Origin of the sequence: Streptomyces amritsarensis (assembly GCF_001953875.1) — a bacterium.
GTDB classification, from domain to species: Bacteria; Actinomycetota; Actinomycetes; order Streptomycetales; family Streptomycetaceae; genus Streptomyces; species Streptomyces amritsarensis.
Genome location: NZ_MQUR01000002.1, coordinates 50557 through 76019 on the forward strand (window position 1 = coordinate 50557; position 25463 = coordinate 76019).

The following is a 25463-nucleotide window of genomic DNA, read 5'->3' on the forward strand; positions in this document are numbered from 1 at the left end:
CCGCATGTCGGCGGTCGCCGCCGGGCGCGGGCCCGGCATAGTGCTCCTGCCGACGACCCGAGCCCCAGGAGCCCGCCGTGCCCGACCGCCCCTCCCCCGACGCGGTGCGCGCGTACTACGCCGCGCAGCCGGCGCCGCTCGTGGCCGCCACCGGGATCGTCCTGGACACCCGGGGGCGGGTCCTCGTACTGACCACCTCGTACAAGACCGATCGGGAGCTGCCGGGCGGCACGGTCGAGGACACCGAGACGCCGGAGCAGGGGCTCGCCCGCGAGCTGCGGGAGGAACTGGACCTCGGCGTGCCGGTCGGCCGGCTGCTGGCGGTGGACTCGCGGCCGCCGGGCCCGCTCGGCCGTTCCCTGATCGTGCACATCCACCTCGTCGGCCCGCTCTCGCCGCAGGAGGCCGCGGCGATCTCCTTCCCCGACGGGGAGATCACGGCGGCGCGCTGGCTGCGGCCCGAGGAGGCCTGCGCGGTCCTGCCCGCCCGTGTCGCGCCCCGGCTGCGCGCCGGGCTGGCCGCCCTGCACACCGGTTCCTTCGCCCATCTGGTCGACGGTGTCCCCCAACCCGGCTCGCCGGCCGGCCTGGACCCGGCCCGGCGCGCGGCCCTGGAGCACGCGGGCGTGATGGACGCGGCCAGCCACCGGGCCAGCCGGCCGAAGGCGCTGACCGCGGCGAGCGTGCTGTTCACCTCCGCCGACGGCCGGATCCTGCTGGTGCAGCCCGCGTACGGCCGCACCGACCGCTGGAACCTGCCGGGCGGCGGCATCGACAGCGACCTCGGCGAGATCCCGCGCGACGCCGCCCGGCGGGAGGTCCGCGAGGAGCTCGGCCTGGACCTGGCCCCGGGCCGCCTGCTCGCCGTGAACTGGTCGCACAAGCCCGGCCGCCCGGCCCGCATCCGCTTCCTCTACGACGGCGGCGTCCTCGACGCCCCTGACCTGGCCCGGATCCGGCTGGACCCGACCGAGCTCCTCCAATGGCGCACCGTCGCGGCCGAGGAGCTTCCCGCGCTGGTCAAGGGCGCCCTGCGGCGCCAGATCACCGCCTGCCTCGAAGCGCGGGCCAGCGGGGCAGGCCCGCTGGAGCTCCATGCGGGCCGCCTGTGACCCGCCCTGCGGGGCGGCGGAGCCCGGGTTACCGTCGGCGGCATGGACGGTGATCGCCGAGGGTGGCGGCAGTGCTTGCTGGGCGGGGCGGTGTTCGCCGTGTGCATGGCCGGCACGACCCTGCCGACGCCGCTCTACGGCCTGTACCAGGAGAAGTTCGGATTCTCCGAGCTGGTGGTGACGGTCGTCTACGCCGTGTACGCCTTCGGGGTCATCGGCGTGCTGCTGCTGGCGGGCAACGCCTCGGACGCCGTCGGCCGGCGGCCGGTGCTGCTGGCCGGCCTGGGCTTCTCCGCAGCCAGCGCCGTGTGCTTCCTGTTCGCCACCGCGACGGGCTGGCTGTACGCGGGGCGGCTGCTGTCGGGGGTGTCCGCCGGGCTGTTCACCGGAGCCGCGACCGTCTACGTGATGGAACTGGCGCCGCGCGGCGGGGCCTCCCGGGCCACGTTCGTGGCGACGGCCGCCAACATGGGCGGGCTCGGCTGCGGTCCCCTGCTCGCCGGTGTGCTCGCGCAGTACGCCCCCTGGCCGCTGTACCTGCCGTTCGCCGTTCACCTGTTCCTGGTGGCCGTCTCGGCCGCCGTCCTGCTGGGGCTGGACGAGACGGTGCGGGAGCGGCGGCCGCTGAGCACCGTACGGCCGCAGCGGCCCGGCGTGCCCCCTCAGGTGCGGGCGGTGTTCACGCCCGCGGCGATCGCCGCCTTCGTGGGCTTCGCGCTGTTCGGGGTGTTCACCTCGGTGAGCCCGGCCTTCCTCGCGCAGTCCCTCGACGTGCACAACCGGGCCGTGAGCGGACTGATCGTCGCGCTCGCCTTCTTCGCCTCGACCGCCGGGCAGCTGGCGGTCGGCCGGGTCGGGGTGGGACGGTCCCTGCCGCTGGGCTGCGCGGGGCTGCTGGCCGGGCTGGCGCTGCTCGCGGGCGCCCTGGTGTGGGACCTGCTGGCGCTGGTGGTGGCGAGTGCGCTGGTCGGCGGGTTCGGGCAGGGGCTGGCGTTTCGCGGGGCGCTGTCGGCGGTGGCCGGGGCCTCGCCTCCGGACCGGCGCGCGGCGGTGGTCTCCACGCTGTTCGTCGTGGCCTACGCGGGCATCTCCGTCCCCGTGATCGGCGTGGGACTGCTCGTGGGACCGATCGGCCTGGAGGGCGCCGGGCTGGTGTTCATCGCGTGCATGGCCGCCCTGGTCGGGGCCGCGGCCCTCTACCTGCTGCGGCGGCCGGTGCCCGCGAACGCGTGAGCACCGGCAGGTGCCAGGTCCGGCGGCAGGAACACCGCCGCCCCGCGGCGCGGAGCGGCGGGGCGGCGGTGTCGACGGGGGTCGGGCGGGATCAGACCGCCGGGACCGGGTAGGTCGGGTACTCCACGCCGGAGACGTGCTGGACCACGCGGATGACCTGGCACGAGTAGCCGAACTCGTTGTCGTACCAGAGGTAGAGGATCGCGTTGTCGCCGTCGACCTTGGTCGCGCCGGCGTCGACGATGGACGCGTGGCGCGAGCCGACGAAGTCCATGGAGACGGCGTCGGGGGCCGTGGTGAAGTCGATCTGGCGCTTCAGCGGCGAGTTCAGCGAGACGTCGCGCAGGTGGTCGAGGACTTCCTCACGGGTGGTCTCGCGGCCCAGGCGCAGGCTGAGGATGGCGATCGAGACGTCCGGGACGGGGACGCGGATCGAGCTGCCGGTGATGGGCGCCTTGAGGTCGGGCAGCGCCTTCGCGACGGCGGAGGCGGCACCGGTCTCGGTGATGACCATGTTCAGCGGCGCGGAGCGGCCGCGGCGGTCGGCCTTGTGGTAGTTGTCCAGCAGGTTCTGGTCGTTGGTGAACGAGTGGACGGTCTCGACGTGGCCGCGCAGGACACCGTACTCGTCGTCCATGGCCTTCAGCGGCGGGACGATCGCGTTGGTGGTGCAGGACGCGCAGGACAGGATCCGCTCGTCCGGCTTGACGGTGTCGTGGTTGACGCCGTGCACGATGTTCGGGACGTCGCCCTTGCCGGGGGCGGTCAGGACGACCTTGTCGATGCCCGGGCGCAGGTGCTTGGACAGGCCCTCGCGGTCGCGCCACTTGCCCGTGTTGTCGATGAGGATGGCGTCCTTGATGCCGTACGCCGTGTAGTCGACCTCGGAGGGGTCGTTGGCGTAGATCACCTTGATCGCGTTGCCGTTGGCGACGATGGTGCTGTTGGCCTCGTCCACGGTGATCGTGCCCTGGAACTGGCCGTGGATCGAGTCGCGGCGCAGCAGCGAGGCGCGCTTGACGATGTCCTCGGCGGCCCGCTCGCCGCCGCCGCGGACGACGATGGCGCGCAGGCGCAGGCCCTTGCCGGAGCCGGCCTTCTCGATGAGCAGGCGGGCGACCAGGCGGCCGATGCGGCCGAAGCCGTACAGGACGACGTCGCGGCCCCCGCTGCGCTCCAGCTTGTTCTCGCCCGTGGCGCCGGCGACGGCCTGGGCGGTGAACTCCTCGACCGACAGGCCGTGGTCGTCGGCCTTGTAGGTGGCGGCGAGCATGCCCAGGTCGATCTGGGAGGGGCCGAGGTCGAGCGCGGTGAGCGCCTGCAGGAACGGCATGGTCTCGGTGACCGACAGCTCCTCACCGTCGATCTGCCGGGCGAAGCGGTGGGTCTTGAGGATGCTGACCACCGATTTGTTCACCAGGGAGCGGCTGTGGAGCAGGATGTTGACGTCCCGCTCCCGGTGCAGCTTCCCGATGATCGGGATCATCGCCTCCGCGATCTCCTCGCGGTGGTTCCAGTTGGTGAACGAGTCCTCGTTGACAGTCACAGGCTTTATCTTTCGAGCTAGGCGGCGCTCATATGCTAACCCCACTACTCATTGGCCGCTTAAGGGGTACCCGCCGAAGGGAGCACTGTCCCGGTTCGGTCCTGTTCACCCCGGTACGCGGCCCCGCTCAGAACCTCCTGCGCATTCTCAGCCCCATGGGGCGGCCGTCGGGGTCGACCAGGACGCGGTGCAGCAACCGGGCGGGCAGCCGGTGGCGGGCGGGCAGGTCCGGAGGGGCATAGCGGCGCAGCCGGCCGGCCGGGCGCGGGCCCCGGCAGCCGCCGTCGTGCCAGGCGTCGAGGGCCGCGGCGGCCGCCCGGAAGGCCTCGAAGGCCTCCACGGGGTCGCAGAGGGCCTCCTGCGCCGACGCGCCGTCGGGGTCCGCCGGGGCAGGGCCCGGGGGGTCCTCGTCGGTGAGGTCCGTATCCATGAGGTCCAGGTGTTCGCGCATGAGCTCCAGGCGCAGCTCGCGGGCGAAGACGCGGGCGCCGTCCCCGAGGCCTCCCGGGTCGCGCGGACGGCGGGGGTCCGGGCTCTGGTCGTGGACGGCGCAGCCGAGTTCGGAGTCGTGGGTCCAGGAGCGGAGGTTGATGTTGTCGGATCCGACGCAGGCCCACACGTCGTCGATCACGCACACCTTGGCGTGGACGTAGACGGGTGTTCCGGCATGGTTCTCCAGGCCGTACACCGCGACCCTGTCGCCGCCGGCCCGGCGCAGCTCGGCCAGCGCGTTGATCCGCCCGATCAGGTTCATCGGCAGGGTGAGCCGTCCGTCCTCGTCCGGGAAGGTGGGGACGACGCCGATCATCCGCAGCTCCGGCTGCCGGCGCAGCGCCTCGGCGAAGCCGGCCACCACACGAGGTGACCACAGGTACTGGTCTTCGAGGTAGATGAGCGCCCGGGCCCGCCGCAGCGCCTTGAGGTAGCCGCGGGCGATGCTGCGCTCGCCGTCCGGGGCGAAGGGGTAGCCGAACAGCAGGCGGTTCGGGTAGGTCCGCAGGAGTTGGACGGTGTGAGCGCCGCACGGGGCGGGATCGGGTGCCTGCGGCGGCAGGCGGTCCGCGCTGACGTCCTCGCGGTGCATCCGCTCGCGCAGGCGGGTGAGGGGGCTGCGGCTGAGCGGCGCCGGGTCCTCCCAGCGCTCGCGGAAGACGGCCTCGACATCGCCGACGACCGGTCCGCGCAGGGCGAGCTGGACGTCGTGCCACGGCGGGTGCGGCCCGTAGGCGGCGGCCACCGGCAGCGACTGGCGGTCCCCGCGGTGCCGGGCGTCGTCGTTGCGGTTGTGGCACAGGTCGATGCCGCCGACGTAGGCGACGTCCCGCTCGGGGCGGTCCCGATGGCGCAGCACCACCAGCTTCTGGTGGTGGGAGCCGCCGGGCCGCACCCGCATGTCGAGCAGGCACTCGCCGCCGGCCCGGGCGAGCTCCTCGCCGAATCGGAGGTTCTCCTTCTGGCTGAAGTGGAGGCTGTCGAGGTGGGAGCGCCACAGCAGGCCCTTGACCATGACGCCGCGCTCGGCCGCCCGGCACAGGACCGTGCCGATCTCGCTGCCGGGGCCGTCGAGCCGCTCGTCGGGGTCTCCGCGCCAGTCGGTGAACAGCAACAGGTCGCCGGCGCGCATCGCGTCGACGCCCGCCAGGAGCTCGGCGAAGTAGGAGGCGCCGTGGACCAGCGGCCGCGCCTCGTTGCCCCAGGACCAGGCCGCGCCGTCCGGGCGCCGGTCGTCCAGGCGCGTCGCGGGGTTGCCGCGTTCGCCGCGCACCAGGAGCCACCGCACGCGGGTCATCGGTCCGGCCCTCCCAGCCCCTCCGACTCCTCGGTCCGGTCCACGAGGATCATCGCCACGTCGTCTCCGAGCCGGTCCTCGGTGTGCCGGACCAGGGCCTGGCACAAGCGGTCCAGGAACTCCTGGGGCCCCCGGTCGGGCATCGCCTCCATGGCCTCGGGCAGGGCGAAGAACTCGTTGCCGCGGTCGCGGGCCTCGTTGACGCCGTCGGTGTGGAGCAGCAGCCGGTCCCCGGGCAGGAAGGGAAAGCTGTCCCTGGTGCCGGGCGTGCCGGCGATGAACTCGCCCAGGCCGAGCGGCGGCAGCGGACTGCTGGGCATCAGGGGCTGGACCTTGCCGTCGCGCAGCAGCAGCGGCGGCGGGTGGCCCCGGTTGACCACCTCGACCACGTGCCCGTCGGGGACCTGGGCCACCACCGCGGTCACGAAGCCCTCCACCAGCGCCTCCTCGTCGACCGCGCCCGGCACGGCCGCGTCCCGCCGCATGGCCGCCTCGCAGTGCCTGACGACGTCCACCAGGTCGTCCTCGTAGTACACGGCCTCCCGGAAGGCGCCCAGCACGGCCGCCGCGGTACGCACGGCGGGCAGGCCCTTGCCCCGGACGTCCCCCACGATCATCCGGATCCCGTACCGGGTCTCCATGGCCTCGTACAGGTCCCCGCCGATCTGTGCGCCCTTCTCGGCAGCCACGTACAGGCTGGCCGCGCGCAGCGGGCCCAGCCGCTCGGGGACGGGCCGCAGCAGGACCTTCTGCGCGGCCGAGGCGATCCGCCGGACCTGGCTCAGTTCGCTCGCGCTGCGGGCGCGGGCCATCCGGCTGGTCGTCACGCTGGCCAGCGACACCAGGAAGAGGGCGAGGAAGTTGCTGTAGACCTGCTGGCTGCCCCACGCCTGGTTGTACGTGGCCGTGGCCACGCTCACGGCCACGGCCAGGCCCGCCGCGGCGAGGGTGCCCCTGGGGCCCATCGTCACCGCGGCCAGCGCCGGCGTGGCCACCAGCAACGGCCCGGTGTACAGGACGTGTGCGGGCGTGAACTCGATGGCCAGCACCAGGAGCGCGATCGCGAAGGGCACACATTTCGCGAGGACGAAGAGGACCTGGTGGTGGCCGCCGCCTCCCGGTCCACGAGGTGGGCGGATGGGCACCCGCATGCCTACAGCCTGCGCCGTCGGGCCTGCTCGCCGCCACTCGCCGCCGCTCGCGCCTCCGTACGGCCGCTCTTGCGGCCTCCCCGGCATGGCCCGGCGGCCCGGCGGGCATGTGCCTGCGTGCGCACACGGGGAGCAGCAGCACGGGCACAGGAGGAGCCAGGGGTGAGCGGCAGGTGAGCGGCGGGCCCGCGGACGACGACCCGGCCCGGCCGCCGGACGCGGCCCGCGGCGGGCCGGGGGTGACGCGTGCGGAGTTCGACTCGCTCTTCGCCTCGGTCCGCGCGTGGGGCCGGTGGTCCGAGGCCGACCGGGGCGCCTGGAACCGGGTCACCGGGGAGCACGTGCGGCGGGCCGCCGCGCTGGTGCGGTCCGGCACGACGGTGCAGCTGGGCCTGCCGTGGAACACGCGCGCCGGACCGGACAACACCAGACCGGCCCTGCACTACATGTCCGACCTCGGTGACGTGGAGGCCCCGGAGCCCGCCACGCACAAGGACTTCATCGCCGCCGACTACCACGGCAAGGCCGTGAGCCACCTGGACGCGCTGTCCCACGTCGCCTACCGGGGCCGGCTCTTCGACGGCCGTCCGGCGCGGGAGTCCGTCGACGCGGGGGGCGCCCGCTTCGGTTCGGTGGAGGCCCTCGGCCCGCTCGTCGCCAAGGGCGTGCTCCTCGACCTGCCGGCCGTCCTCGGGACGCACTGGCTGGAGCCCGGCCGGGCGGTCCGCGCGCGGGACGTCCTCGCCGCGGAGCGGGCGCTCGGGGTGACGGTCGACGAGGGCTGCGCGGTGCTGCTGCGCACCGGCCGCTTCCGCAGGCGCCGGGAGCTGGGCCCCTGGGACGCCGGCGCGGCGTGCGCGGGCCTGCACGTGGACGCCGTGCCGCTGCTGGCCGAGCGGGCGATCGCACTGCTCGGCGGTGACGGGGACAGCGACGTCCGCCCCTCGCCGGTCGAGGGCGTGCACTCCCCGGTCCATGCTCTGGCCGTCGCCGCCATGGGGGTGCCGCTGCTGGACAACTTGGACCTGGAGGCCCTGGCCGGCGCCTGCGCCGAGGCGCGGCGGTACGAGTTCATGATCGTCGTATCGCCCCTCAGGGTGCCCGGCGGGACGGGCTCGCCGGTCAACCCGGTCGCCGTCCTGTGAGGTCGCGGTCCCCCGAGGAAGGGTCAAGACTGCAAGAACGGATCCATCCGGTCATATTGCTTTAAAAGTGGAGGAATATACTCGGAAGGCACTCGCGCGGTGCGGACGTCCCGGCGCGGACGTCCCGGTGCGGCAGGTGGCTCGGCAAGGGGAAGTGGTGCAGATGGGGGTCACGGGAGGCCCGACCAGCCTCGTACGCTCCCGTGAGCGGTTCCTTCTGGGCGAGTCGGTCCAGGGCGCCGTCCGAGGCCCCATCCTGAACTCCTGGATCCGCAGCCGCATGCTGGGCCTCTCGCCGGAGCAGACGGACCTCCCCTACACCGACGACTTCGACCCCGACAGCCGGCTCGTCCGGGCGGCCGCCCCCGTGCTCGACCAGCTCCAGAGCAGGTTCTCGGGCAGCCAGATGAACATCTCCCTCGCCGACGGCAACGGCACGGTGCTGCAGCGCCGGTTCGGGGAGCCCGCCCTGGCCGGCCGGCTGGCGCCCATCCAGAGCGTCCCCGGGTTCGTCTTCGCCGAGCGCTACGCGGGCACCAACGGCATCGGGCTCGCCCTCGCCGAGCGGCGGCTGTGCCAGGTCTACGGCGCCGAGCACTTCGCCGAGCGGTCCCAGTCGAACGCCTGCTCCGCGACCCCGATCCGCGACCAGTTCAGCGGCCACGTCGTCGGCGTCCTCTGCTTCGGCTATCCGCGCAGCTACGAGGATCCGGCCCTGCCCGTCCTGGTCTGCCGGGCGGCGGAGTCCATCGAGCGGCGGCTGATGGAGCAGAGTTCGGCGCGTGAGCGCGCCCTGCTGCGGACCTACCTCGACGCCCGGCTCCGCGCCGGCGCCGGGGAGGCCGACGACGACGGCCGGCTGATCGCGCTGGAGGAGCTCACCGACGGCGGCCTCGACCTCCAGGACCAGATGGTCCTCAAGGCGCAGGCCACCGAGCTCATCTCCAACCCGCAGCGGGCCGCGGTCGAGGTGCCGCTGTCCCACGGCCGGGGGGTCACCCTCCTGAGCAGCCCGGTCAGAAGCCTCTCGGGCGTGGAGGGCGTCGTCGTGGAGGCCGTGCTCACCGGCGACTCCCCGCCGGCGCACCACCTCGCCGCCTCGAAGCCCACCGCCGCCGCCCTCGGCGCCCTGGCCCTCGCCGCGACGGAGCGCGCCGAATCGCTGCCCTGGCACCTCGCCGACGCCTCCGCCGGGCGCCGCGCGACCGCCGGCCCGGCCGCACCGTCCCGGCCGGGCGGCGACGTCCCGCGCGACGTCCCGGACGGGGCCCCCGGCCCGGCCCGGGGCCTGGTGCTGGTGGGCGAGCCCGAGGTGGGCAGGTACGCGGTGGCCGCACGCCGCCGCCTGGAGCTGCTGGCCGAGGCCAGCACCCGGATCGGCACCACCCTGGACGTGAGCCGCACCGCCTGGGAACTCGCCGAGACGGCCGTGCCGCGCCTGGCCGACTACGTCACGGTCGACCTGCCCGGGGCCGTGCTGCGCGGCGAGGAGTCCGCCGACCCGCAGGCCGACCTGCACCGCACGGTGGTGCACGGCATCCGCGACGACTGCCCGTTCTATCCGGTCGGCCACCAGGTGCGGCTGGACCCCGGCACCCCCCACATGCGCTGCCTCGAGGGCGAGCCCGCCGTGCTGGAGACCGACCTCCAGGCCACCACTCCGGCCTGGATGCTCCCTGGCCTCGAACACGCCCGGGGAATCCTGGCCCACCGCGTGCACTCCATGATCTGCGTCCCCCTGCTCGCCCGCGGCGTACTGCTCGGCATCGCCGCGTTCTACCGCTCGCAGGACCCCGCCCCCTTCGGTGACGACGACAGCCGGCTGGCCCGGGAACTCGCGGCCCGCGCCGCGCTCTGCATCGACAACGCCCGCCGCTACACCCGGGAGCACACCCTCGCCCTGGCCCTGCAGCGCAGCCTGCTCCCGCGCGGCCTCCCCGAGCAGGGGGCCGTCGAGGTCGCCCACCACTACCAGCCCGCCGAGTCCGGGGTGGGCGGCGACTGGTTCGACGTCATCCCCCTCTCCGGCACCCGTGTCGCCCTGCTGGTGGGGGACGTCGTCGGGCACGGGCTGCACGCCGCCGCCACGATGGGCCGGCTGCGCATCGCCGCACGCAACTTCGCCGAGCTGGAACTGGCCCCGGACGAGCTGCTCACCCACCTGGACAACCTCCTGGTGCGCCTGGACCGGGAGGAGGAGGACGCCGACGCCACCGGCAGCACCGGCATCGTCGGCGCCACCTGCCTGTACGCCGTCTACGACCCCACGTCGCAGGTGTGCACGATGGCCCGCGCCGGCCACCCCCCGCCCGCACTGGTCCACCCCGACGGCAGCGTGGTCTTCGCCGACCTGCCCGCGGGACCGCCCCTGGGCCTGGGCGGCCTGCCCTTCGAGACCGCCGAGGTCCGGCTCCCCGAACACAGCACGCTGGTCCTCTACACCGACGGCCTCGTAGAGGGCCGCCACCGCGACGTCGACATCTCGCTCGGGCGGTTGCGCCACGCACTCGCCCACCCGGACCGAAAGCCGCAGGACACCTGCCGGGCCGTCATCGAGGCCGTGGCGCCCGAACACCCCGATGACGACATCGCGCTGCTCGTCGCCCGCACCCGTACCGTGCCCGCCGACCGGATCGCCACGTGGGACCTGCCCCCGGACCCGTCCCTCGTCTCCGACATCCGGGGCGCCGCCACCCGGCAGCTCGCCGCATGGGGGTTGGACGACCTCGCCTTCCCCGCCGAGCTGATGCTCAGCGAGCTGGTCACGAACGCGGTCCGGTACGGCAGCGAGCCCATCCGGGTACGGCTGATCCGCGACCGTTCCCTGATCTGCGAGGTCTCCGACGGCAGCAGCACCGCCCCGCACCTGCGGCGGGCCGCCTCCACGGACGAGGGCGGACGGGGCCTGTTCCTCGTCGCGCAGCTGTCCCAGGCCTGGGGTGCCCGGTACACGGCCCGCGGCAAGGTCATCTGGGCCGAGTGCGCCCTCGACGCGGCATGACCCGCAATGTCGGACATGCGGCGATATCGGCAAGTAGCATCCTGACTGTTCCGCATCGCAGCAAGACCTCCCCCCGGCGGCCCCGGAGAAGTCCGTGCATGACACTCCCACCTCGATGAGCCCGCCCCCGCGCCCCGACGCAGAACCCCTCGTCCGGATACGCGGTCTCAGCAAGCGGTTCGGGGGCACCCTCGCCCTGGACTCGGTCGGCCTCGACCTCCACGGCGGCAGCGTCCTGGCCCTCCTCGGGCCCAACGGCGCCGGCAAGTCCACCCTCATCAAGGTGCTCGCCGGGGTCCACCACGCCGACGCGGGCGAGGTGACGGTGGCCGGACACCCGCTCCCCTCCGAGGCCGCCCTGCGCCACATGTCCTTCATCCACCAGGACCTCGGCCTCGTCGAGTGGATGACGGTCGCGGAGAACATCGCCCTGGGCACCGGCTACCCCCTGCGCCGCGGCCTGATCTCGTGGCGGCGGACCCGGGAGCGCTGCGACGAGGCCCTGCGGATCGTCGCCGGGCACCTGGACGCCGACGCCCGGATCGCCGACCTCGCCCCCGCCGAGCGGTCCCTCGTGGCCATCGCCCGCGCGCTGGCGAGACGGGCCCGGGTGTTCGTCCTCGACGAGCCGACCGCCACCCTCCCCGCCGCCGACTGCGCCCGGCTCTTCGGTGTCCTGCACGCCCTGCGCGACCGCGGGCACGGGATCCTCTACGTCAGCCACCGGCTCGACGAGGTGTACGAGGTCGCCGACCGCTTCGCCGTCCTGCGCGACGGCCGCCTCGTCAGCCACGGCCCCCTCGCCCCGTACTCCCCCGACCGCCTGGTGCGCGACATCGTCGGGCACGCGCCGGCCCGCCGCAGGCCGGCGACCGCGGACGCCGCCACCTCCGCGACCACCTCCGCGACCAGCACCGCGCCCGCGTCCGGACCGCCGTCGGCGATGCCTGCCGCTGCCCGCCGCCCGGTCGTCCTGAGCCTCGACGGCGTCTCGACGGCCCGCACCGGGCCCGTCACCCTGGACCTGCGCGAGGGCGAGGTCCTCGGCATGGTGGGCCTGACCGGCGCCGGCCACATGCACCTGGGCCGCGCCCTCGCCGGCGCGCTGCCGCTGCACGGCGGCCGGGCGCTGCTGGACGGCCGCCCGTACCGGCCGCACACGGTGGCCGCGGCCCTCGGCCGCGGCGTCGGCTTCGTGGCCGGCAACCGCCAGGAGGAGGGCTGCGCCCCCGATCTGACCGTCCGGGAGAACTTCCTGGCCAACCCGCGGGCCGCCGGTGTGCCCGCATGGCGCTGGACCGGCCCGCGGCGCGAACGGGCCGAGGCCCGCGCCCTGATCGAACGGTTCTCGGTGCACCCCCGCGACAGCGAGGTGCCCATCGCCACCCTGTCGGGCGGCAACCAGCAGAAGGTGGTCGTCGGCCGGTGGCTTCGGGGCACCCTGCGCCTGCTGGTCCTGGAGGAGCCCACCGCCAGCGTGGACGTCGGAGCCAAGGCGGCGATCCACCGGATCCTCGACGAAGCGGTCGACGCCGGCCTCGCGGTCCTCCTCGTCTCCACCGATGTCGAGGAGGTCGCCGACCTCTGCCACCGTGCGCTCGTCTTCGGCCGCGGGACGGTGGTGGCCGAGCTGGCGGGCGGGACCCTGAACGCCGCCGAGCTGACGCGGACCGCCTCGGCCCTGCCCGCGATCACCGGAAACGGTATGGGCAGGTGAGCCGCCGGCGCGCCCACTTCATCGGCACCTACGGACTGCTGACCCTCACCGTCCTGCTCTTCCTGGTCTTCTCCCTCGTCCTGCCGGACACCTTCCCGACGAGGGACAACGTCTCCTCGATCCTGTCCAACCAGTCGATCCCCGCCATCCTCGCGCTCGGTGTGACGGTCCCCGTCGCGGCCGGCCGGTTCGACCTGTCCATCGGCTACGGCCTGGGGCTGGCGCACGTCATGGTCATGCACCTGATCGTCGACGAACACTGGCCCTGGCAGCTCGCCTGCCTCACGGTCGTCGTCGGCGGGGCGCTGGCCGGCGTCGTGAACGGGATCGTCGTCGAGTTCGCGCGCATCGACTCGCTCATCGCGACGCTCGGCACCGGGAGCATCATGTACGCGGCGACCGGCTGGATCACCGACGGCAGCCGCATCGTCCCGGGCCCCGAAGGCCTCCCGGCCGCCTTCACCGGCCTGTACGACTCCACGTTCCTCGGACTGCCGCTGCCCGCCTACTACGTGCTCGCCCTCGTCGCCGCCCTCTGGGTGCTGCTGGAGCGGCTGCCGCTCGGCCGTTACCTGTACGTCATCGGCTCCAACCCCCGGGCCGCCGCGATCCTCGGCATCCCCACCCACCTCTACTCCGTCGTCGCGTTCGCCACGTCGGGCATGATCGTCGGTTTCGCCGGGGCCCTCCTCGCGGCCCAGCAGCAGATCGGCAATCCGAGCGTCGGCCTGGACTACCTGCTGCCCGCCTTCGTCGGCGCCCTCCTCGGGTCCACCGCGATCAAACCGGGCCGCGCCAACCCCCTGGGGACCCTCGTCGCCGTCGCCGTCCTGGCCGTGGGACTCGCCGGGATCGGCCAGCTCGGCGCGCAGTTCTGGGCGACGCCCCTGTTCAACGGCGCCACCCTGCTCATCGCGGTCGGCCTGGCGGGCTACTCCGCCCGCCGCCGGCTGCGCGCCGGCGCCGCCGTGACCGGCGGGGCCGCACGGGCCCGGCACGGCCGGCAGGACGCCCCCTGAGACCACCTCGCAGCACACAGCGTCAGGAGCACCGTGTACCCCCACCGCATGACCCTCCTCGCGGCCGCAGCCCTGCTCACGGCGGCCGCCGCCGGATGCGGCGGCGGCCCGGCGGGCACCACCGGGCCGTCGGCGGCCGGCTGCCCGGCCGTTCTCGATCAGGCCCGGGCCGACGTGCGGAAGGCCGAGAGCACCGACAGCGCGTGGACCGGCCCCACGACCGGGCCCGCCGCGGTCCCCGGCAAGAGCATCGTCTACGTCGCGCAGACCATGACCAACCCGGGTGTCGCGGGAGTCGCGCAGGGGCTCCGGCAGGCCGCCCGGGCCATCGGCTGGCAGGTCCGGGTGATCGACGGGGAGGGCAGCCCGGCCGGGATCCAGGCGGCACTGAGCCAGGCCGTCACCCTGGGGCCGTCGGGCATCGTCATCGGCGGGTTCGACCCCCGCCTGACCTCCCGGCAGGTGGCGCGCGCCGAGGCCGCGGGCATCCCGCTCATCGGCTGGCACGCGGTCGACTCACCCGGCCCGAGCAGGACCCCGCCGCTCTTCACCAACATCACCACGAAGGTGCAGGACGTGGCGAGGATCAGCGCGGACTGGGTCATCGCCCGGTCCGACGGCACAGCAGGCGTCGTCCTCTTCACCGACGACTCGATCCCCTTCGCCCGGACGAAGGCCGACCTGATCAAGCAGCGGCTCGCCGACTGCCCCGGCGTGGAGCTCCTGGCGTACGAGAACATCCCGATCCCGGACGCCAGCCGGCGCACCCCGCAGGAGGTCTCCTCCCTCCTGTCCCGCTTCGGGAAGAAGTGGACCCACTCGGTCGCCATCAACGACCTCTACTTCGCCGACGCCGCCCCGGCCCTGCGGGCGGCCGGCAAGCCCGGTGGCGGACCGCCCTCCAACATCGGTGCCGGTGACGGCGATCCGTCCGCCTTCCAGCGCATCAACAGCAGGCAGTACCAGGCCGCCACCGTTCCGGAGCCGCTCGCGCAGCAGGGCTGGCAGATCGTCGACGAGTTCAACCGCGCGTTCGCCGGCCGGCCCGCCAGCGGCTACGTCGCCCCCGTCCACGTGGTCACGGCCGACAACAGCGGCGGGGCGACGTCCTGGGACCCCCGGGGCTACCAGCAGGCGTACGAGCGGATCTGGCGCGGGTAGCCCCGCCGGCGCGTGCCCGCTCAGGCCACCGGGCGGGCCTCGGCGCGTACCGGGGCCGGGGCGGGCACGTCCGCACGGTCGCGGCGGAAGACGATGTCGGCCATCCGGCGCTCCGGCCCCCGACGGCGCAGGACCTGGTAGGCGGTGAAGGCCGCCGGCCCGAAGAACACCTGGGCGGGGATGATGCCGGGTGCGTCGCCGGTGACCGCGGCGATCAGGTGCAGGGCTGCCACGGGCAGCACGGCACCGAAGAGCACCACCAGGGTGATGCCGGTCCGCAGCCCCGGCTTCCCGTACGCCTTGTAGGCGGTGGTGGTGAACAGGGAGTAGGCCAGCAGGTCGCCCATGCCTACGACCGCGCCGAGGTCCTCGCCGATGCGCAGGCCCGCGGCCGGTGCGTACGGATAGCCCTGGACGGCGTCGGCCAGCTCCTGGGTCAGCGGCACGACCCACGCGAAGAAGGCGTCGTAGGCGGCGAGGGCCAGCAGGAACCACGCCACGTTCTTCAGCCGCATGCCGCCCTGGACGTTGAGGTTCGTGGCGGAGACGACGACCAGGGCGACGACGCAGCTGTTCGCCACCCAGTACGGGGGCGCGGTCTCGCCGAAGGCCAGGTGCGCGGCGAGCACGCTCGCGATCAGCGTGGTGATCAGCGCCCAGCGCACCCGGCCGTTGCCGATGAGCGGCTGGTAGCCGACGGACAGCCCGCCCGCGAAGACCAGGGCGAGCACGCACGGGAGGACGATGCCGGGCAGCGCGAGGTAGACGTACGGAAGCGCGAGGACGAAGCCCATCATCATGAAGATGTCTCGGCCGTTGAAGACGCCGACGGGCGGCCTCGCGGTGCGCACCGCACGGAAGTAGGCGATGGTGCCGAAGACGACCGCGAGCGCGAGGGCCGCGGTGACCGTGAGCTGGAAGAAGACCGTCATGCGTGGCTCCGGGTGAAGGTGTGCTCCAACAGGTCGCAGCGGAGGGGGAAGCGGCGTGCGGCGTCCTCGTCGTCCAGCGGCAGGACGGTGACGCGGGCGTCGATGCCGCGGGCCAGCAGCCGCTCGGTCACCTCGGCCGTGGTCGCGGTCCGCGAGGCGACCTCCACGTGGAGGCGGCCGTCGGCCCCGACCCGGGCCCGGTGGCGCAGCGGCCACGGCATGCCCGGGGTGCCGTCCAGGGCCTCCACGACGTCGCGGGGCGTGACGACCGCACCGGCGGTGCGCAGCAGGGTGCCCGCCTTGCCGAGGATCTGCGAGACGGCGGGTACGGCGGCCAGTTCGCAGTCCGGTTCGCCCTCCAGGGTGCGCACCACGTCGCCGGTGTTGTACCGCAGCACCGGCATGCACTCCCGGTAGGGGTAATACGGCGTGACGGTCAGTTCGCCGAGCTGTCCGGGGGCGACGGGCTCGCCCGTGTCGAGGCCGAGGACCTCTGTGTACCCCATGTTGGGGTCGATGTGGAGGTGGCGGCGGCTGCAGGTGCGGCCGCCGACCGGCAGCAGTTCGGTCATGCCGAAGTTGTCGCCGACGGTCTCGGCGCCGAAGGTCTCGCGCAGGGCCCGGACGAGGGCCGGCGAGACGATCTCGCCGCCGGCGTAGATCGACCGGAGGCCGAAGTCGTCCGGCCCGTATCCGCGCCGGCGGGCCGCGGTGAGCATCCGGGCCAGGTAGCTGGGGTTCCCGGTGAGCAGGGTCGGGCGGGTGCCGTTGCCGCCGAGCAGGTGCTCGACGGACTCCTCGGGCGGGACCTGGCCGACCACGTGGCAGGAGGCGCCCACGAGCCGGCAGACCTCGACGTCCTCCTGTACGGCGGCCGTGGCCCGGGAGCTGAGGTTGATCTGCATCCGGTCGCCGGGGCGGATGTCGCCGCGCAGCACCACGGACAGGGCGATCAGCGCGGGCCACAGTTCCATCTCGTAGCGGGACAGCCACATCTGCACGGGTCGGCCGGTGGTGCCGGTCGTCTGGGTCGCGAGGTAGGGGGTGCTGCACAGGAAGTCGGCGGGGCGCGCGATCAGGTCGGCCTTGCGGGTCACCGGGATCCGGGTGAGGGTCTCGGTGGTCGTTGCGTCGAGGTCGAGGCCGGCGAGCCGCTCCCGGTAGAAGGGCGAGCGCCTGGCGAGTCTGCGCACGGTCCGCTGGAGGGCGCGGTTTTGCAGGTCGCGCCGCTCGTCCGGGTCGGCGAACGGTCCGTCGGCCAGTTCGTCGACGTCGTCGCCGAGCGAGCCGAACTCCTCGAGCGTGGCGAGGGCGTCGGCGACCAGCCGCTCGACGGCCCGTACGTTCAGCTTCCGGCCGAACACCATGGCCATCGCCACCCGGACCTGCCGGACACCGGTCTCCAGCACTCGTGCCTCCCTAAGGCGTAGAGAAAAAAGGGGTGGGGGCGGCGTGCCGCCCCCACCCCCCGAATCTGCGTCAGCTGGCAGAACAAGAACCGAAGAAGACGGCCGTCATGGCGCCCATGACGTACTTGAACTGCTTGGCGCTGGTCTTGATCGCGCTCATCGGATCCTCCTTTTGTCGCTCCTGACGGACGGGTGGTCCGTGCCCCGCGAGGGGCCGGTCCGCCCGGCCTTGGATGACAACACCCTGGCGCGATCGAGGTGTTGCGGGCAATGATCGGGTCCGTTCAACGGACCGGCGGAAGCTGGGGACGGCACCACCGTTCTTGCTGATGAGCCGGGACGAACGGGGAGTTACGGGCACCATCCGACCGATGGCGTCCGTACGGAAGGGGGATCCGCTCATGGCCAGATCCGGCACTGAGGGGCGGGGCGTACTGGAGGGCGCGTTCGCACTGATGGAGGTGCTCGCGCACGGCGACGAGGTCGGCCTGACCAGGCTGGCCGCGGACGCCGACCTGCCGAAGGCCACGGCGCACCGGCTGCTCGGGCAACTGGTCGCGCTCGGCGCGGTGCAGAGCGTTTCGGGCCGCTACCGGCTGGGCCCGAGGACGTTCCGGCTGGGGCAGGCGTGGCATCCCGCGCGGGCGCTGCGGGCCGCGTCGGCGCGGCCCCTGCGCGAACTCGCCGCTGCCAGCGGCGGCAGGACGAGTGTCAGTCTGACGGTGCCCGAGGCGGGCCACGCCCTCGTGGTCGGGAGCACGCGCAGCGAGGTGGACGACGTGTTCGCCCTGCATCCCGGTGTCGTGCTGCCGCCCGGGAGCGCGGCCGGGCTGGTCCTGGCGGCGTCGGCTCCCGAGGCCGGTCCCGCGCAGGGGTGGTCGCGGGCCGCGTGGTCGCGTGAGGCGGCGCGGGCCAGGGAGCAGGGCATGGCCTTCCAGTACGGGCAGTGCGTGAGCGCGCTGTCGTGCGTGGCCGCGCCGGTGTTCTCCGATGCGGGGCAGGTGGTGGCCGCCGTGGCGGCGACCTCGCTGGACGGCAGGCAGATCGCCCTGCTGGGTGAGGCCGCGGTCCGTACGGCGGCGATGGTCAGCGCCAACCTGTCCAGGCTGCCGGCGCACGCGGCGCGGCCGCGCCGCGAAGGGGTGCCCGCGCAGGGCGCGGCCGGCCGGGCCGCCCCGCACGCGGTGATGGCGCGGCGTCACTAGTGCTGTGGCCGGTCACAGCACTAGTGCTGCGGCGGTGCGGGCGGGGGTGGGGGCGGTGCCTTCCTCGGCCCCCTCGCCCGCACCCGCCGCCCCCGCCCACGCCGGCCAGTACGGAGGCGGTGTCGGCGGCGTGCCCGAGATGCCGCGGGTGGCGGCGGACCACCGGTCGGCGGGGGCGCGACGCTCATGCGTCCGGGATCGGTACCATCCGTCGAACTCCCGCGCGAGGCAGGGGCCGTGGTCGGACGGACATCGCTCTGGCCGCGGACCGGCCGACGGGCGGCACCGCCCCGCCGGGTCACCGAGCGCACCCCGCCCCCACTGCGCACGATGCGCCCTTGTCGAGAGGCATCCGACCATGCCCGTGGCCACTCCCCCCTTCAGCGTGCTGTCCGACGAGTTCGCCGCAGCGCCCCACCGCTTCTACGCCCGCCTCAGGGAGCAGGCCCCGGTGCACTACGAGCCGGCGATCGACAGCTACTTCCTCTCCCGCCACCAGGACGTCAAGCGGGTGCTGACCGACCACGAGGCGTTCACCACCGAGATGCTCCAGGTGCGTGCCGAGCCCGTGATGCGCGGGCGGGTCCTCGCCCAGATGACCGGCGCGGAGCACACCGCGAAGCGGAAGATCGTCGTACGGGGGTTCACCGGCTCCGCCCTCCGGGAGCAGATACGCGCCGTCCACGCCAACGCCGAAGAGCTCATGGCGCCGTTCCTCCCGCGGGGCCGGGTGGACCTGGTCAACGACTTCGGCAAGCCGTTCGCCGTCCATGTCGCCCTCGACGTCCTCGGCCTGGACCGGGCCGACTGGCAACAGGTGGCCGACTGGCACGGCGGGGTCGCGGAGTTCGTCACCAGCCTGGCCCTCACCCCCGAGCGCCGCCGGCACTGCCTGGACTGCGCGCAGCAGTTGGAGGCCTACCTCTCCCCCGTCATCCGGCGGCGCCGCCGCCGGCCCGGCGAGGACCTGATATCGAGGCTGTGCACCGCCGAGTTCGACGGTGTCACCATGAGCGACCGCGACGTCACCGCGCTGATCATCAACGTGCTGGTCGCGGCCGCCGAGCCCGCGGACAAGACCATCGCCCTGCTCTTCAAGCACCTGATCGACCACCCCGAGCAGCTGGCGCAGGTCCGCCGGGAACCGGATCTGACGGCCGCCGCGATCGCCGAGACCCTGCGCTTCACCCCGCCCGTCCAGCTCATCCCCCGCCAGACGCAGGAGAGCGCCGTGTTCGCGGGCACCACCGTCCCGGCGGGCGCCACCGTCTTCTGCATGATCGGCGCGGCCAACCGCGATCCGGAGGCGTTCGCCGACCCGGACACCTTCGACATCCACCGCGCGGACCTGGGCACGGCCCGCTCGTTCACCGCGGCCGCCCAGCACCTGGCGTTCGGGACCGGACTCCACCAGTGCGTCGGCGCGGCCTTCGCGCGGGCCGAGGTCGAGACCGTCGCCGCGATGCTCCTGCCGCTGCTGGACGAGGTCCGCTACAGCCCCGGGTTCCGCTACCGGGAGACCGGCCTGTACACCCGGGGCCCGGTCTCCCTGTCGCTGGACTTCACTCCCGTGGCCGGAAGTGGAACCCGCCGCGACTGACGGCCGTCTTGCAGGGCGGCCTCGGCCGGGGGGCCGACAGCTGCGTACTCCCGGTCCCCGCAGGCCTGTTACCGCGAACCCCCCACTCCGCGAGGCGAAGACGACGATGACACCGACCGACATCACCAGAGCCATCAACGACCTGCTGTTCACGCCCGGCCTCGACCTCGACGAAGCCGTCGACCGGCACTTCACCCCCGACTACCGCCAGCGCACCGACGGCGTGTGGAGCGACCGGGCCTCCTTCATCCGGCACATGACACGTCTGCGCACCCTGGTCCGCAGCGGCGGCATCGAGGTCCACGACGAACTGCGCGACGGGCCGCGCTACGCCGACCGCCACACCGTCACCCTCACCCAGCACAACGGACGCACCTCCCGCACCGAGATCTACCTCTTCGCCCACCTGGCCCCCGACGGCCGGTTCCAGTGCGTGGAGGAGACCACCCTGCTGGTCACCGGCCACCCCGACGACGGGAACCTCGGCAGCGTCGAGTGACGCGGACGGGGGCTCCGCCCAGGAGCTCCCACGGGGGAACCGAAGCGAAGGAGAGCGCTCTCCGCAGCTGTGTGCACGCAGAGCGCCCGGTGCCGTAGCCAGGAGGATGGAAACGACCATGGTGTCCGTAGGGGAAAGACTCAGCCGGGCCCGAGTGCAGGCCTTCATCGGCCGCGACGAGGAACTGGAGCTCTTCGGGGAGGCGTTGGCCGGGGGCGCGCAGGCCCCGTTCGCGCTCTACGTGTGCGGGCCGGGCGGCATCGGGAAGTCCACGCTGCTGAGGCGGCTGGCCGACCATGCCCGCGCGGCGGGCCGGCTGCTCGTCGAACTGGACGGCCGGTTCGTCAGCCGGGACCCGGCCGACTTCGAGCAGGCCGCCGGACCGTTCCTCGACGTACCGGGCACGGTCCTGTTCGTGGACTCCTTCGACCACTGCCAGTGGCTGGAGAGCTGGCTGTGGCAGCACTTCCTGCCCCGCGCCGCGGACGACACGCTGGTCGTGCTGGCCGGACGGAGCGCTCCGCAGCCGCAGTGGACCGCCGACCCGGCCTGGTCCCGGCTCCTGCACGTGAGCGAACTGCGGCCGTTCTCCGAGGAACAGGCCCGGAGCCTGCTGGCCGCGGCGCGGATCCGGCCCGAACTGCGCGACCGGGTGCTGCGCTTCGCCGGCGGCAACCCCCTGGCCCTGTCCCTCGCCGCCGCGGCGGGATCGGCGGGCTGCGCCCGGGAGGAGATCTGGGCGCCGTCGGCGGACGTCCTGCGCACCCTGCTGGCGGGCCTGGTCGGCGAGGTCCCCACGGCCGCACACCGCCGCGCCCTGGAGGTCGCGGCGCAGGCCCACTCGACGTCCGAGGAACTGCTGTCCTGCGTACTGCCCGGAGAGGACGCCCACCTGCTGTTCTCCTGGCTGCGGGACCTGCCCTTCATGGAGTCCACGCACCGCGGACTCCACCCGCACGACGCCGCCCGCGAGACCCTCGCCGCCGACCTGCGCTGGCGCGCCCCCAACGCGTTCGAGGCGGTCCGGGGGCGCTTGGCGGACGAATACCTGCGCCTCCTGCGCGAGGCGCCCGAGGAGCGGGTGTGGACCGTCACCGACGAGCTCTTCTACCTCTTCCGGGAGGGCAGGACCCTGTCCCGGCTGCGCACCTGGTCCCGCGACGAGGAGATGCACGACCGTCCGCTGCACCCCGAGGACATGGACGTCGTCCTGCGGATGGCCGAGGAGACCGAGGGGCCCGCCTCGGCGGAGCTGGTCCGCTACTGGGCGCGGCGCCAGCCGCAGGCCTTCAGCGTCTACCGTCTGGTGAGCACGGGCCGGATCGTCGCGTTCACGGCCCGGCTCGCCCTGCCGGCCCCGCCCGACCCCGAGGACCTCGCCGCCGATCCCGTGGTCGCGGCAGCGTGGCGGTACACCGATGCCACCGCCCCGGTGAGCCCCGGCGAGCACATCGGGATCAGCCGGTTCTCGGTCTATCCCGAGCGCTACCAGGTCCCCTCCCGGGTCATCGACCTGAGCAGCTCCCGGGCCCAGGCGGAGGCGGCCCGGGCCCGCGGCCGCGCCTTCGGCTTCGCCGTCTTCCAGGACGCCGAGGCCTGGGCCGAGCGGGTCGAGGGCACCCTGCGCGACACCGGGGAGCGCCCCCGGGTCGGCGAGCACACCTACGGGGTGTTCGGCGTCGACTGGCGCGAGGTCCCCGTGGAGAGGTGGCTCTTCCACTTCATCTCGGCCCCCGACGTGCCGGTCCCGGCCGGGCCGGCGGCCGTCTCGCGCACCGCCTTCGACCAGGCCGTGCGCGAAGCGCTGGCGCACTGGCGCGACCCGGGCGCCTTCGCGGCGTGCGCCCTGCTGCGCACGGGGCTCGCCGCCGACCTCGCCGACCCCGTCGAGGAGCTGCGCACGCTGCTGCGCCGGACCGTCGACGACCTCGCCCGTGACCCGCGCGGGGTGCGCGCCCGCGAGGCCCTGACGACGGGGTACTTCTCGGGTGCGCCGACCCAGGAGGGCGCGGCCCGCCGCCTGGGCCTGCCGTACGGCACCTACCGCCGCCATCTGCGCCAGGGCCTGGACCTGCTGTGCGAAGACCTGTGGCAGCGGGAGCTACGGGGCCCGCGCCCGTAGGGTCCGCAGCCCGGCGGCGCAGGTGGACAGCTGCGGACAGCAGTGGACACGCCCCGTCCCCGCCGGGCCTGGAAAGTGGACAGCGGCCGACGCGAGTCTGTGCGCCATGAACGCAGCACGCAGACAGCCGGACCGGGCGCCGGCCCGGACCAGGCCGCCGGGGCCGGCACCCGCGCCACCCGCGGCGGCCCGGTCGCCGCTCGGGCCCGCGACCTCGCCGGTGTACGCGCCCCTGCCGCAGAGCCGTGCCGGGTCCGTCCTCGTCCCGTGCACGGGCGCCCGGCGCGCGGCCGGACCGGCCGCGTCCTCCGGCTCACCGAGCCCCGCCCGCACGGTGCAGGGCATCGGCATCGGCGCCGTCCCCGCAGCCCCGGCCGTACGCGCCCGGCACCCGGCCGGTTCCCGTCCGGGCCGGGCCACGGCCGGCCACGGGACCGGGCGGTTCGACCTGCCGGGCCCCTCGGCGGCCGCCCTCGCCGCAGGCTCGGCGCCGCTTGCCCGGACTGCGCCTCCCGACGCGACGACGCCGCCGACACCGGCGCCGACACCGACGGCAGCCACCCGGCCCACGCGCTCGGCCCGGGTCCGGGTGACCGCCTGCGGCGGACTCACCGAACGCGCCGTGGACGGCGTCCGCGCCAGGCGGCCGGCCGGGCGGACGGCCTGGTGAACACCACCCGGCCGATGTCCGCCGGCCTGCCCGCGACGGTCCCGCCGGCACCGCTCCCCACCCGCCCGCCCCGAGCCAGGGCCGGGACCTCCCCGCTCACCCGCCCCATGAAGGAGACCGCGTCATGAACACCGCCAAGCCGCCCTACCTGACCGGCCATTTCACCCCCATCGCGGAGGAGGTCACCGCCACCGGCCTCACCGTCGAGGGCACCCTCCCGCCCGAACTCACCGGACGGCTGCTGCGCAACAGCCACAACCCCAAGCCCGGCATCACCCCCACCCACTGNNGCGCCCCCTACATGACCGAGAACGGCCCCGACCTCACCGCCAGCGCCGCCGGCACGCACATCATCGAGCACGCCGGCCGGCTCCTGGCCCTGTGCGAAGCCAATCTCCCCTTCGAACTCGACTCGGAGCTCGGCACCGTCGGCGCCTACGACTTCGACGGCAAGCTCCGCACGGCCATGACCGCCCACCCCAAGGAGGACCCGGTCACCGGCGAACTCCACTTCTTCGCGTCCTCCCCCTTCCCCCCGTACCTGACCTACCACGTCGCCGACGCCACGGGCACCCTCGTCCACACCGCCGAGGTGCCCGGGGCCACCGCCTCCCTCAAGCACGACTTCGCCCTCACCCGCCGCCACGTCGTCTTCATCGAGGGCAACGTCACCTTCGACCCCGCCGAGCACTCCGGCATCCCCTACGGCTGGAGCGACGAGCAGCCGTCCCGCATCGGCGTCATGCCCCGCGGCACCGACGGGCACCACCACGTCCGCTGGTACTCCATCGAGCCCGGCAACATGCTCCACGTCTCCAACGCCTATGAGGACGGCCAGGGCCGCATCGTCCTGGAAGGCCCCACCGTCGACCGCGAAGGCTTCCGCCTCTCCTGGAACTGGTGGACCGGCGCCCCCGGCCGCGGCAGCGAACCCGTATCCCGGTCCTACACCCGCCGCTGGACCATCGACGTGAGCGCCGGCACCGTCGACGAACGCATCATCGACGACCTTCCCGTCGAGTTCCCCACCCTCAACGAGGACTACCTCGGCACGGAGAACCGCTACCAGTACGCCGTCGCCTTCCCCGACGAGAACGGCCTGGGCGGCTACGGCCTGGTCAAGTACGACCGCACCACCGGCGCCCGCCGCATCCACCAGGTCGGCGACGCCCGCCTCCCCGGCGAAGCCGTCTACGTCCCCGCCGCCGGCGCCGCCAACGAGGACGACGGCTACCTCCTCACCGTCGTCTCCGACCTCAAGCAGGACGCCTCGCAGCTCCTCGTCCTGGACGCGACCGGCCTCGACCGGATCGCCACCGTCCACCTCCCCCACCGGGTCACCGCCGGCCTCCACGGCTCCTGGATCCCCGACACCCCGCCCCACGCGTCCTGACCCCCGCCCGCCACGCTCAGGGGCCGTTCCGGATCACGTGGAACGGCCCCTGGCAGCACGTCATGCGCTGTCCCTCTCCCCCGAGGCCCGCATGCCCCTGGCACGGGCGGCCTCGGACCCCGTGTCGGAGCCGAAGAAGTCGAGGACCTCGAGAGCGAGGCCCGGCTGGGAGGCTGAGGCCAGTACGCCTCCGCCGAATGTCGAGCTGATGGCGGTGTCACCCGGCAGCGGTCCGGCGATGACGACGCCCGGCAGGTCCATCAGCTCGCTGTGCTGCTGAAATGCCAAGTCGGCCTGGCCGGAGGACAGCAGGCTGCCGACCGGCACGCCCGGCGGGGCCTGGACAAGCCGGCCGGCGAGCGCGTCGGCGAGACCCAGTCGGCCGATCAGGTCGAGCAGGGCCGTCCCGCTCGGACCGGTGGAGTAGGCGATCTTCTTCGCGGACCGCAGAACGGCCCGCAGGTCGCAGTCCGAGTCGAGCACCGGAACCGGTGATCCCGCCGGCACGGCGGCCACGACCTGGGAGGTCCACAGCGGCCGCGCCGTGCCTGCCAGGAGGTAGCCCTCCTCCTCCAGCGCGGTCAACGCTCCGTCAGCGAGCACGAGCAGGTCGGCCTCGGCGCCCTCGCGCACCCGCCGTGCGATGTCGACCCCGCCGGCGGCCTCGAAAAGCACGGGAAACCCGTGCACGAGCCGGACCTGCTGGGACAGCTCGGCGAGCAGGGGCCGTGTCGCCATCGAAGACAGCCCGGAGATCAC

At 74.0% G+C, this 25463-nt stretch carries 18 protein-coding genes; 12 read left to right on the plus strand and 6 right to left on the minus strand.

The window, feature by feature from the left end; genetic code table 11:
- The first annotated feature begins 77 nt into the window (after nucleotides 1-77).
- Nucleotides 78-1112: an NUDIX domain-containing protein gene (locus AVW11_RS01390; RefSeq protein ID WP_076042953.1), complete on the plus strand. Its 1035-nt coding sequence runs from the start codon at nucleotides 78-80 to the stop codon at nucleotides 1110-1112.
- Between the two features lie 42 nt (nucleotides 1113-1154).
- Nucleotides 1155-2345, plus strand: a complete 1191-nt coding sequence (locus tag AVW11_RS01395; protein WP_030854529.1) for an MFS transporter — start codon at nucleotides 1155-1157, stop codon at nucleotides 2343-2345.
- Between the two features lie 91 nt (nucleotides 2346-2436).
- Here AVW11_RS01395 and AVW11_RS01400 read toward each other — a convergent pair whose 3' ends face one another.
- From AVW11_RS01400 to AVW11_RS01410, 3 genes are all read right to left on the minus strand, one after another.
- The gene (locus AVW11_RS01400; protein WP_030854526.1) at nucleotides 2437-3891 is read right to left on the minus strand and encodes a glyceraldehyde-3-phosphate dehydrogenase; all 1455 of its coding nucleotides are present in this window, start codon (nucleotides 3889-3891) and stop codon (nucleotides 2437-2439) included.
- A gap of 127 nt (nucleotides 3892-4018) precedes the next feature.
- A complete protein-coding gene (locus AVW11_RS01405) occupies nucleotides 4019-5680 on the minus strand; it encodes a phospholipase D family protein (protein ID WP_076042954.1) in 1662 nt (553 codons plus the stop codon).
- A complete protein-coding gene (locus AVW11_RS01410) occupies nucleotides 5677-6831 on the minus strand; it encodes a PP2C family protein-serine/threonine phosphatase (RefSeq protein WP_076042955.1) in 1155 nt (384 codons plus the stop codon). Before AVW11_RS01410 ends, AVW11_RS01405 begins: the two co-directional genes overlap by 4 nt.
- A 173-nt stretch (nucleotides 6832-7004) precedes the next feature.
- Between AVW11_RS01410 and AVW11_RS01415 the strand changes: the two genes are divergently transcribed.
- From AVW11_RS01415 to AVW11_RS01435, 5 genes are all read left to right on the plus strand, one after another.
- Nucleotides 7005-7976, plus strand: coding sequence for a cyclase family protein (locus AVW11_RS01415; protein WP_076042956.1), 972 nt, complete (start codon nucleotides 7005-7007; stop codon nucleotides 7974-7976).
- A gap of 163 nt (nucleotides 7977-8139) precedes the next feature.
- Nucleotides 8140-10977: a SpoIIE family protein phosphatase gene (locus AVW11_RS01420; protein ID WP_076042957.1), complete on the plus strand. Its 2838-nt coding sequence runs from the start codon at nucleotides 8140-8142 to the stop codon at nucleotides 10975-10977.
- Between the two features lie 94 nt (nucleotides 10978-11071).
- A complete protein-coding gene (locus AVW11_RS01425) occupies nucleotides 11072-12694 on the plus strand; it encodes a sugar ABC transporter ATP-binding protein (RefSeq protein WP_420856358.1) in 1623 nt (540 codons plus the stop codon).
- The gene (locus AVW11_RS01430; protein ID WP_076042959.1) at nucleotides 12691-13713 is read left to right on the plus strand and encodes an ABC transporter permease; all 1023 of its coding nucleotides are present in this window, start codon (nucleotides 12691-12693) and stop codon (nucleotides 13711-13713) included. The genes AVW11_RS01425 and AVW11_RS01430 overlap by 4 nt, the downstream gene beginning before the upstream one ends.
- Nucleotides 13714-13761: 48 nt before the next feature.
- Entirely contained in the window at nucleotides 13762-14874 is a 1113-nt protein-coding gene (locus AVW11_RS01435; RefSeq protein ID WP_076042960.1) for a substrate-binding domain-containing protein, read from the plus strand.
- A gap of 20 nt (nucleotides 14875-14894) precedes the next feature.
- Here the strand turns inward: AVW11_RS01435 and AVW11_RS01440 are convergent, their stop codons facing one another.
- Both AVW11_RS01440 and AVW11_RS01445 read right to left on the minus strand, forming a co-directional pair.
- Nucleotides 14895-15806, minus strand: a complete 912-nt coding sequence (locus AVW11_RS01440; protein WP_076042961.1) for a hypothetical protein — start codon at nucleotides 15804-15806, stop codon at nucleotides 14895-14897.
- Nucleotides 15803-17215 carry a phenylacetate--CoA ligase family protein gene (locus AVW11_RS01445; protein WP_030854503.1) on the minus strand — a complete coding sequence of 471 codons (1413 nt, stop codon included), beginning with the start codon at nucleotides 17213-17215 and terminating at the stop codon, nucleotides 15803-15805. The genes AVW11_RS01440 and AVW11_RS01445 overlap by 4 nt, the downstream gene beginning before the upstream one ends.
- A gap of 401 nt (nucleotides 17216-17616) precedes the next feature.
- Between AVW11_RS01445 and AVW11_RS01450 the strand changes: the two genes are divergently transcribed.
- From AVW11_RS01450 to AVW11_RS01475, 5 genes are all read left to right on the plus strand, one after another.
- Nucleotides 17617-18420 carry an IclR family transcriptional regulator gene (locus AVW11_RS01450; protein WP_076042962.1) on the plus strand — a complete coding sequence of 268 codons (804 nt, stop codon included), beginning with the start codon at nucleotides 17617-17619 and terminating at the stop codon, nucleotides 18418-18420.
- Between the two features lie 358 nt (nucleotides 18421-18778).
- On the plus strand, nucleotides 18779-20020 hold the full coding sequence (locus AVW11_RS01455) for a cytochrome P450, cyclodipeptide synthase-associated (RefSeq protein ID WP_076042963.1): 1242 nt from the start codon (nucleotides 18779-18781) through the stop codon (nucleotides 20018-20020).
- Nucleotides 20021-20126: 106 nt separating this feature from the next.
- Nucleotides 20127-20519: a nuclear transport factor 2 family protein gene (locus AVW11_RS01460; protein WP_076042964.1), complete on the plus strand. Its 393-nt coding sequence runs from the start codon at nucleotides 20127-20129 to the stop codon at nucleotides 20517-20519.
- Nucleotides 20520-20637: 118 nt separating this feature from the next.
- Nucleotides 20638-22641 carry an AAA family ATPase gene (locus AVW11_RS01465; RefSeq protein WP_206281865.1) on the plus strand — a complete coding sequence of 668 codons (2004 nt, stop codon included), beginning with the start codon at nucleotides 20638-20640 and terminating at the stop codon, nucleotides 22639-22641.
- 971 nt (nucleotides 22642-23612) lie between these two features.
- Nucleotides 23613-24704 (plus strand): carotenoid oxygenase family protein, encoded by a 1092-nt coding sequence (locus AVW11_RS01475; protein WP_476755983.1) that lies wholly within the window; start codon nucleotides 23613-23615, stop codon nucleotides 24702-24704.
- A 60-nt stretch (nucleotides 24705-24764) separates the two neighbouring features.
- Here the strand turns inward: AVW11_RS01475 and AVW11_RS01480 are convergent, their stop codons facing one another.
- Nucleotides 24765-25442 (minus strand): substrate-binding domain-containing protein, encoded by a 678-nt coding sequence (locus tag AVW11_RS01480; RefSeq protein ID WP_076043020.1) that lies wholly within the window; start codon nucleotides 25440-25442, stop codon nucleotides 24765-24767.
- Between the last annotated feature and the right edge of the window lie 21 nt (nucleotides 25443-25463).

Bases quoted from the DNA above. Each gene is read 5' to 3' on its own strand.
- AVW11_RS01395 (WP_030854529.1), top strand. From the start codon at position 1,155: ATGGACGGTGATCGCCGAGGGTGGCGGCAGTGCTTGCTGGGCGGGGCG.
- AVW11_RS01405 (WP_076042954.1), bottom strand. From the start codon at position 5,680: ATGACCCGCGTGCGGTGGCTCCTGGTGCGCGGCGAACGCGGCAACCCC.
- AVW11_RS01410 (WP_076042955.1), bottom strand. From the start codon at position 6,831: ATGCGGGTGCCCATCCGCCCACCTCGTGGACCGGGAGGCGGCGGCCAC.
- AVW11_RS01420 (WP_076042957.1), top strand. From the start codon at position 8,140: ATGGGGGTCACGGGAGGCCCGACCAGCCTCGTACGCTCCCGTGAGCGG.
- AVW11_RS01435 (WP_076042960.1), top strand. From the start codon at position 13,762: ATGACCCTCCTCGCGGCCGCAGCCCTGCTCACGGCGGCCGCCGCCGGA.
- AVW11_RS01440 (WP_076042961.1), bottom strand. From the start codon at position 15,806: ATGACGGTCTTCTTCCAGCTCACGGTCACCGCGGCCCTCGCGCTCGCG.
- AVW11_RS01450 (WP_076042962.1), top strand. From the start codon at position 17,617: ATGGCCAGATCCGGCACTGAGGGGCGGGGCGTACTGGAGGGCGCGTTC.
- AVW11_RS01455 (WP_076042963.1), top strand. From the start codon at position 18,779: ATGCCCGTGGCCACTCCCCCCTTCAGCGTGCTGTCCGACGAGTTCGCC.
- AVW11_RS01460 (WP_076042964.1), top strand. From the start codon at position 20,127: ATGACACCGACCGACATCACCAGAGCCATCAACGACCTGCTGTTCACG.
- AVW11_RS01465 (WP_206281865.1), top strand. From the start codon at position 20,638: ATGGTGTCCGTAGGGGAAAGACTCAGCCGGGCCCGAGTGCAGGCCTTC.
- AVW11_RS01475 (WP_476755983.1), top strand. From the start codon at position 23,613: ATGACCGAGAACGGCCCCGACCTCACCGCCAGCGCCGCCGGCACGCAC.
- AVW11_RS01480 (WP_076043020.1), bottom strand. From the start codon at position 25,442: ATGGCGACACGGCCCCTGCTCGCCGAGCTGTCCCAGCAGGTCCGGCTC.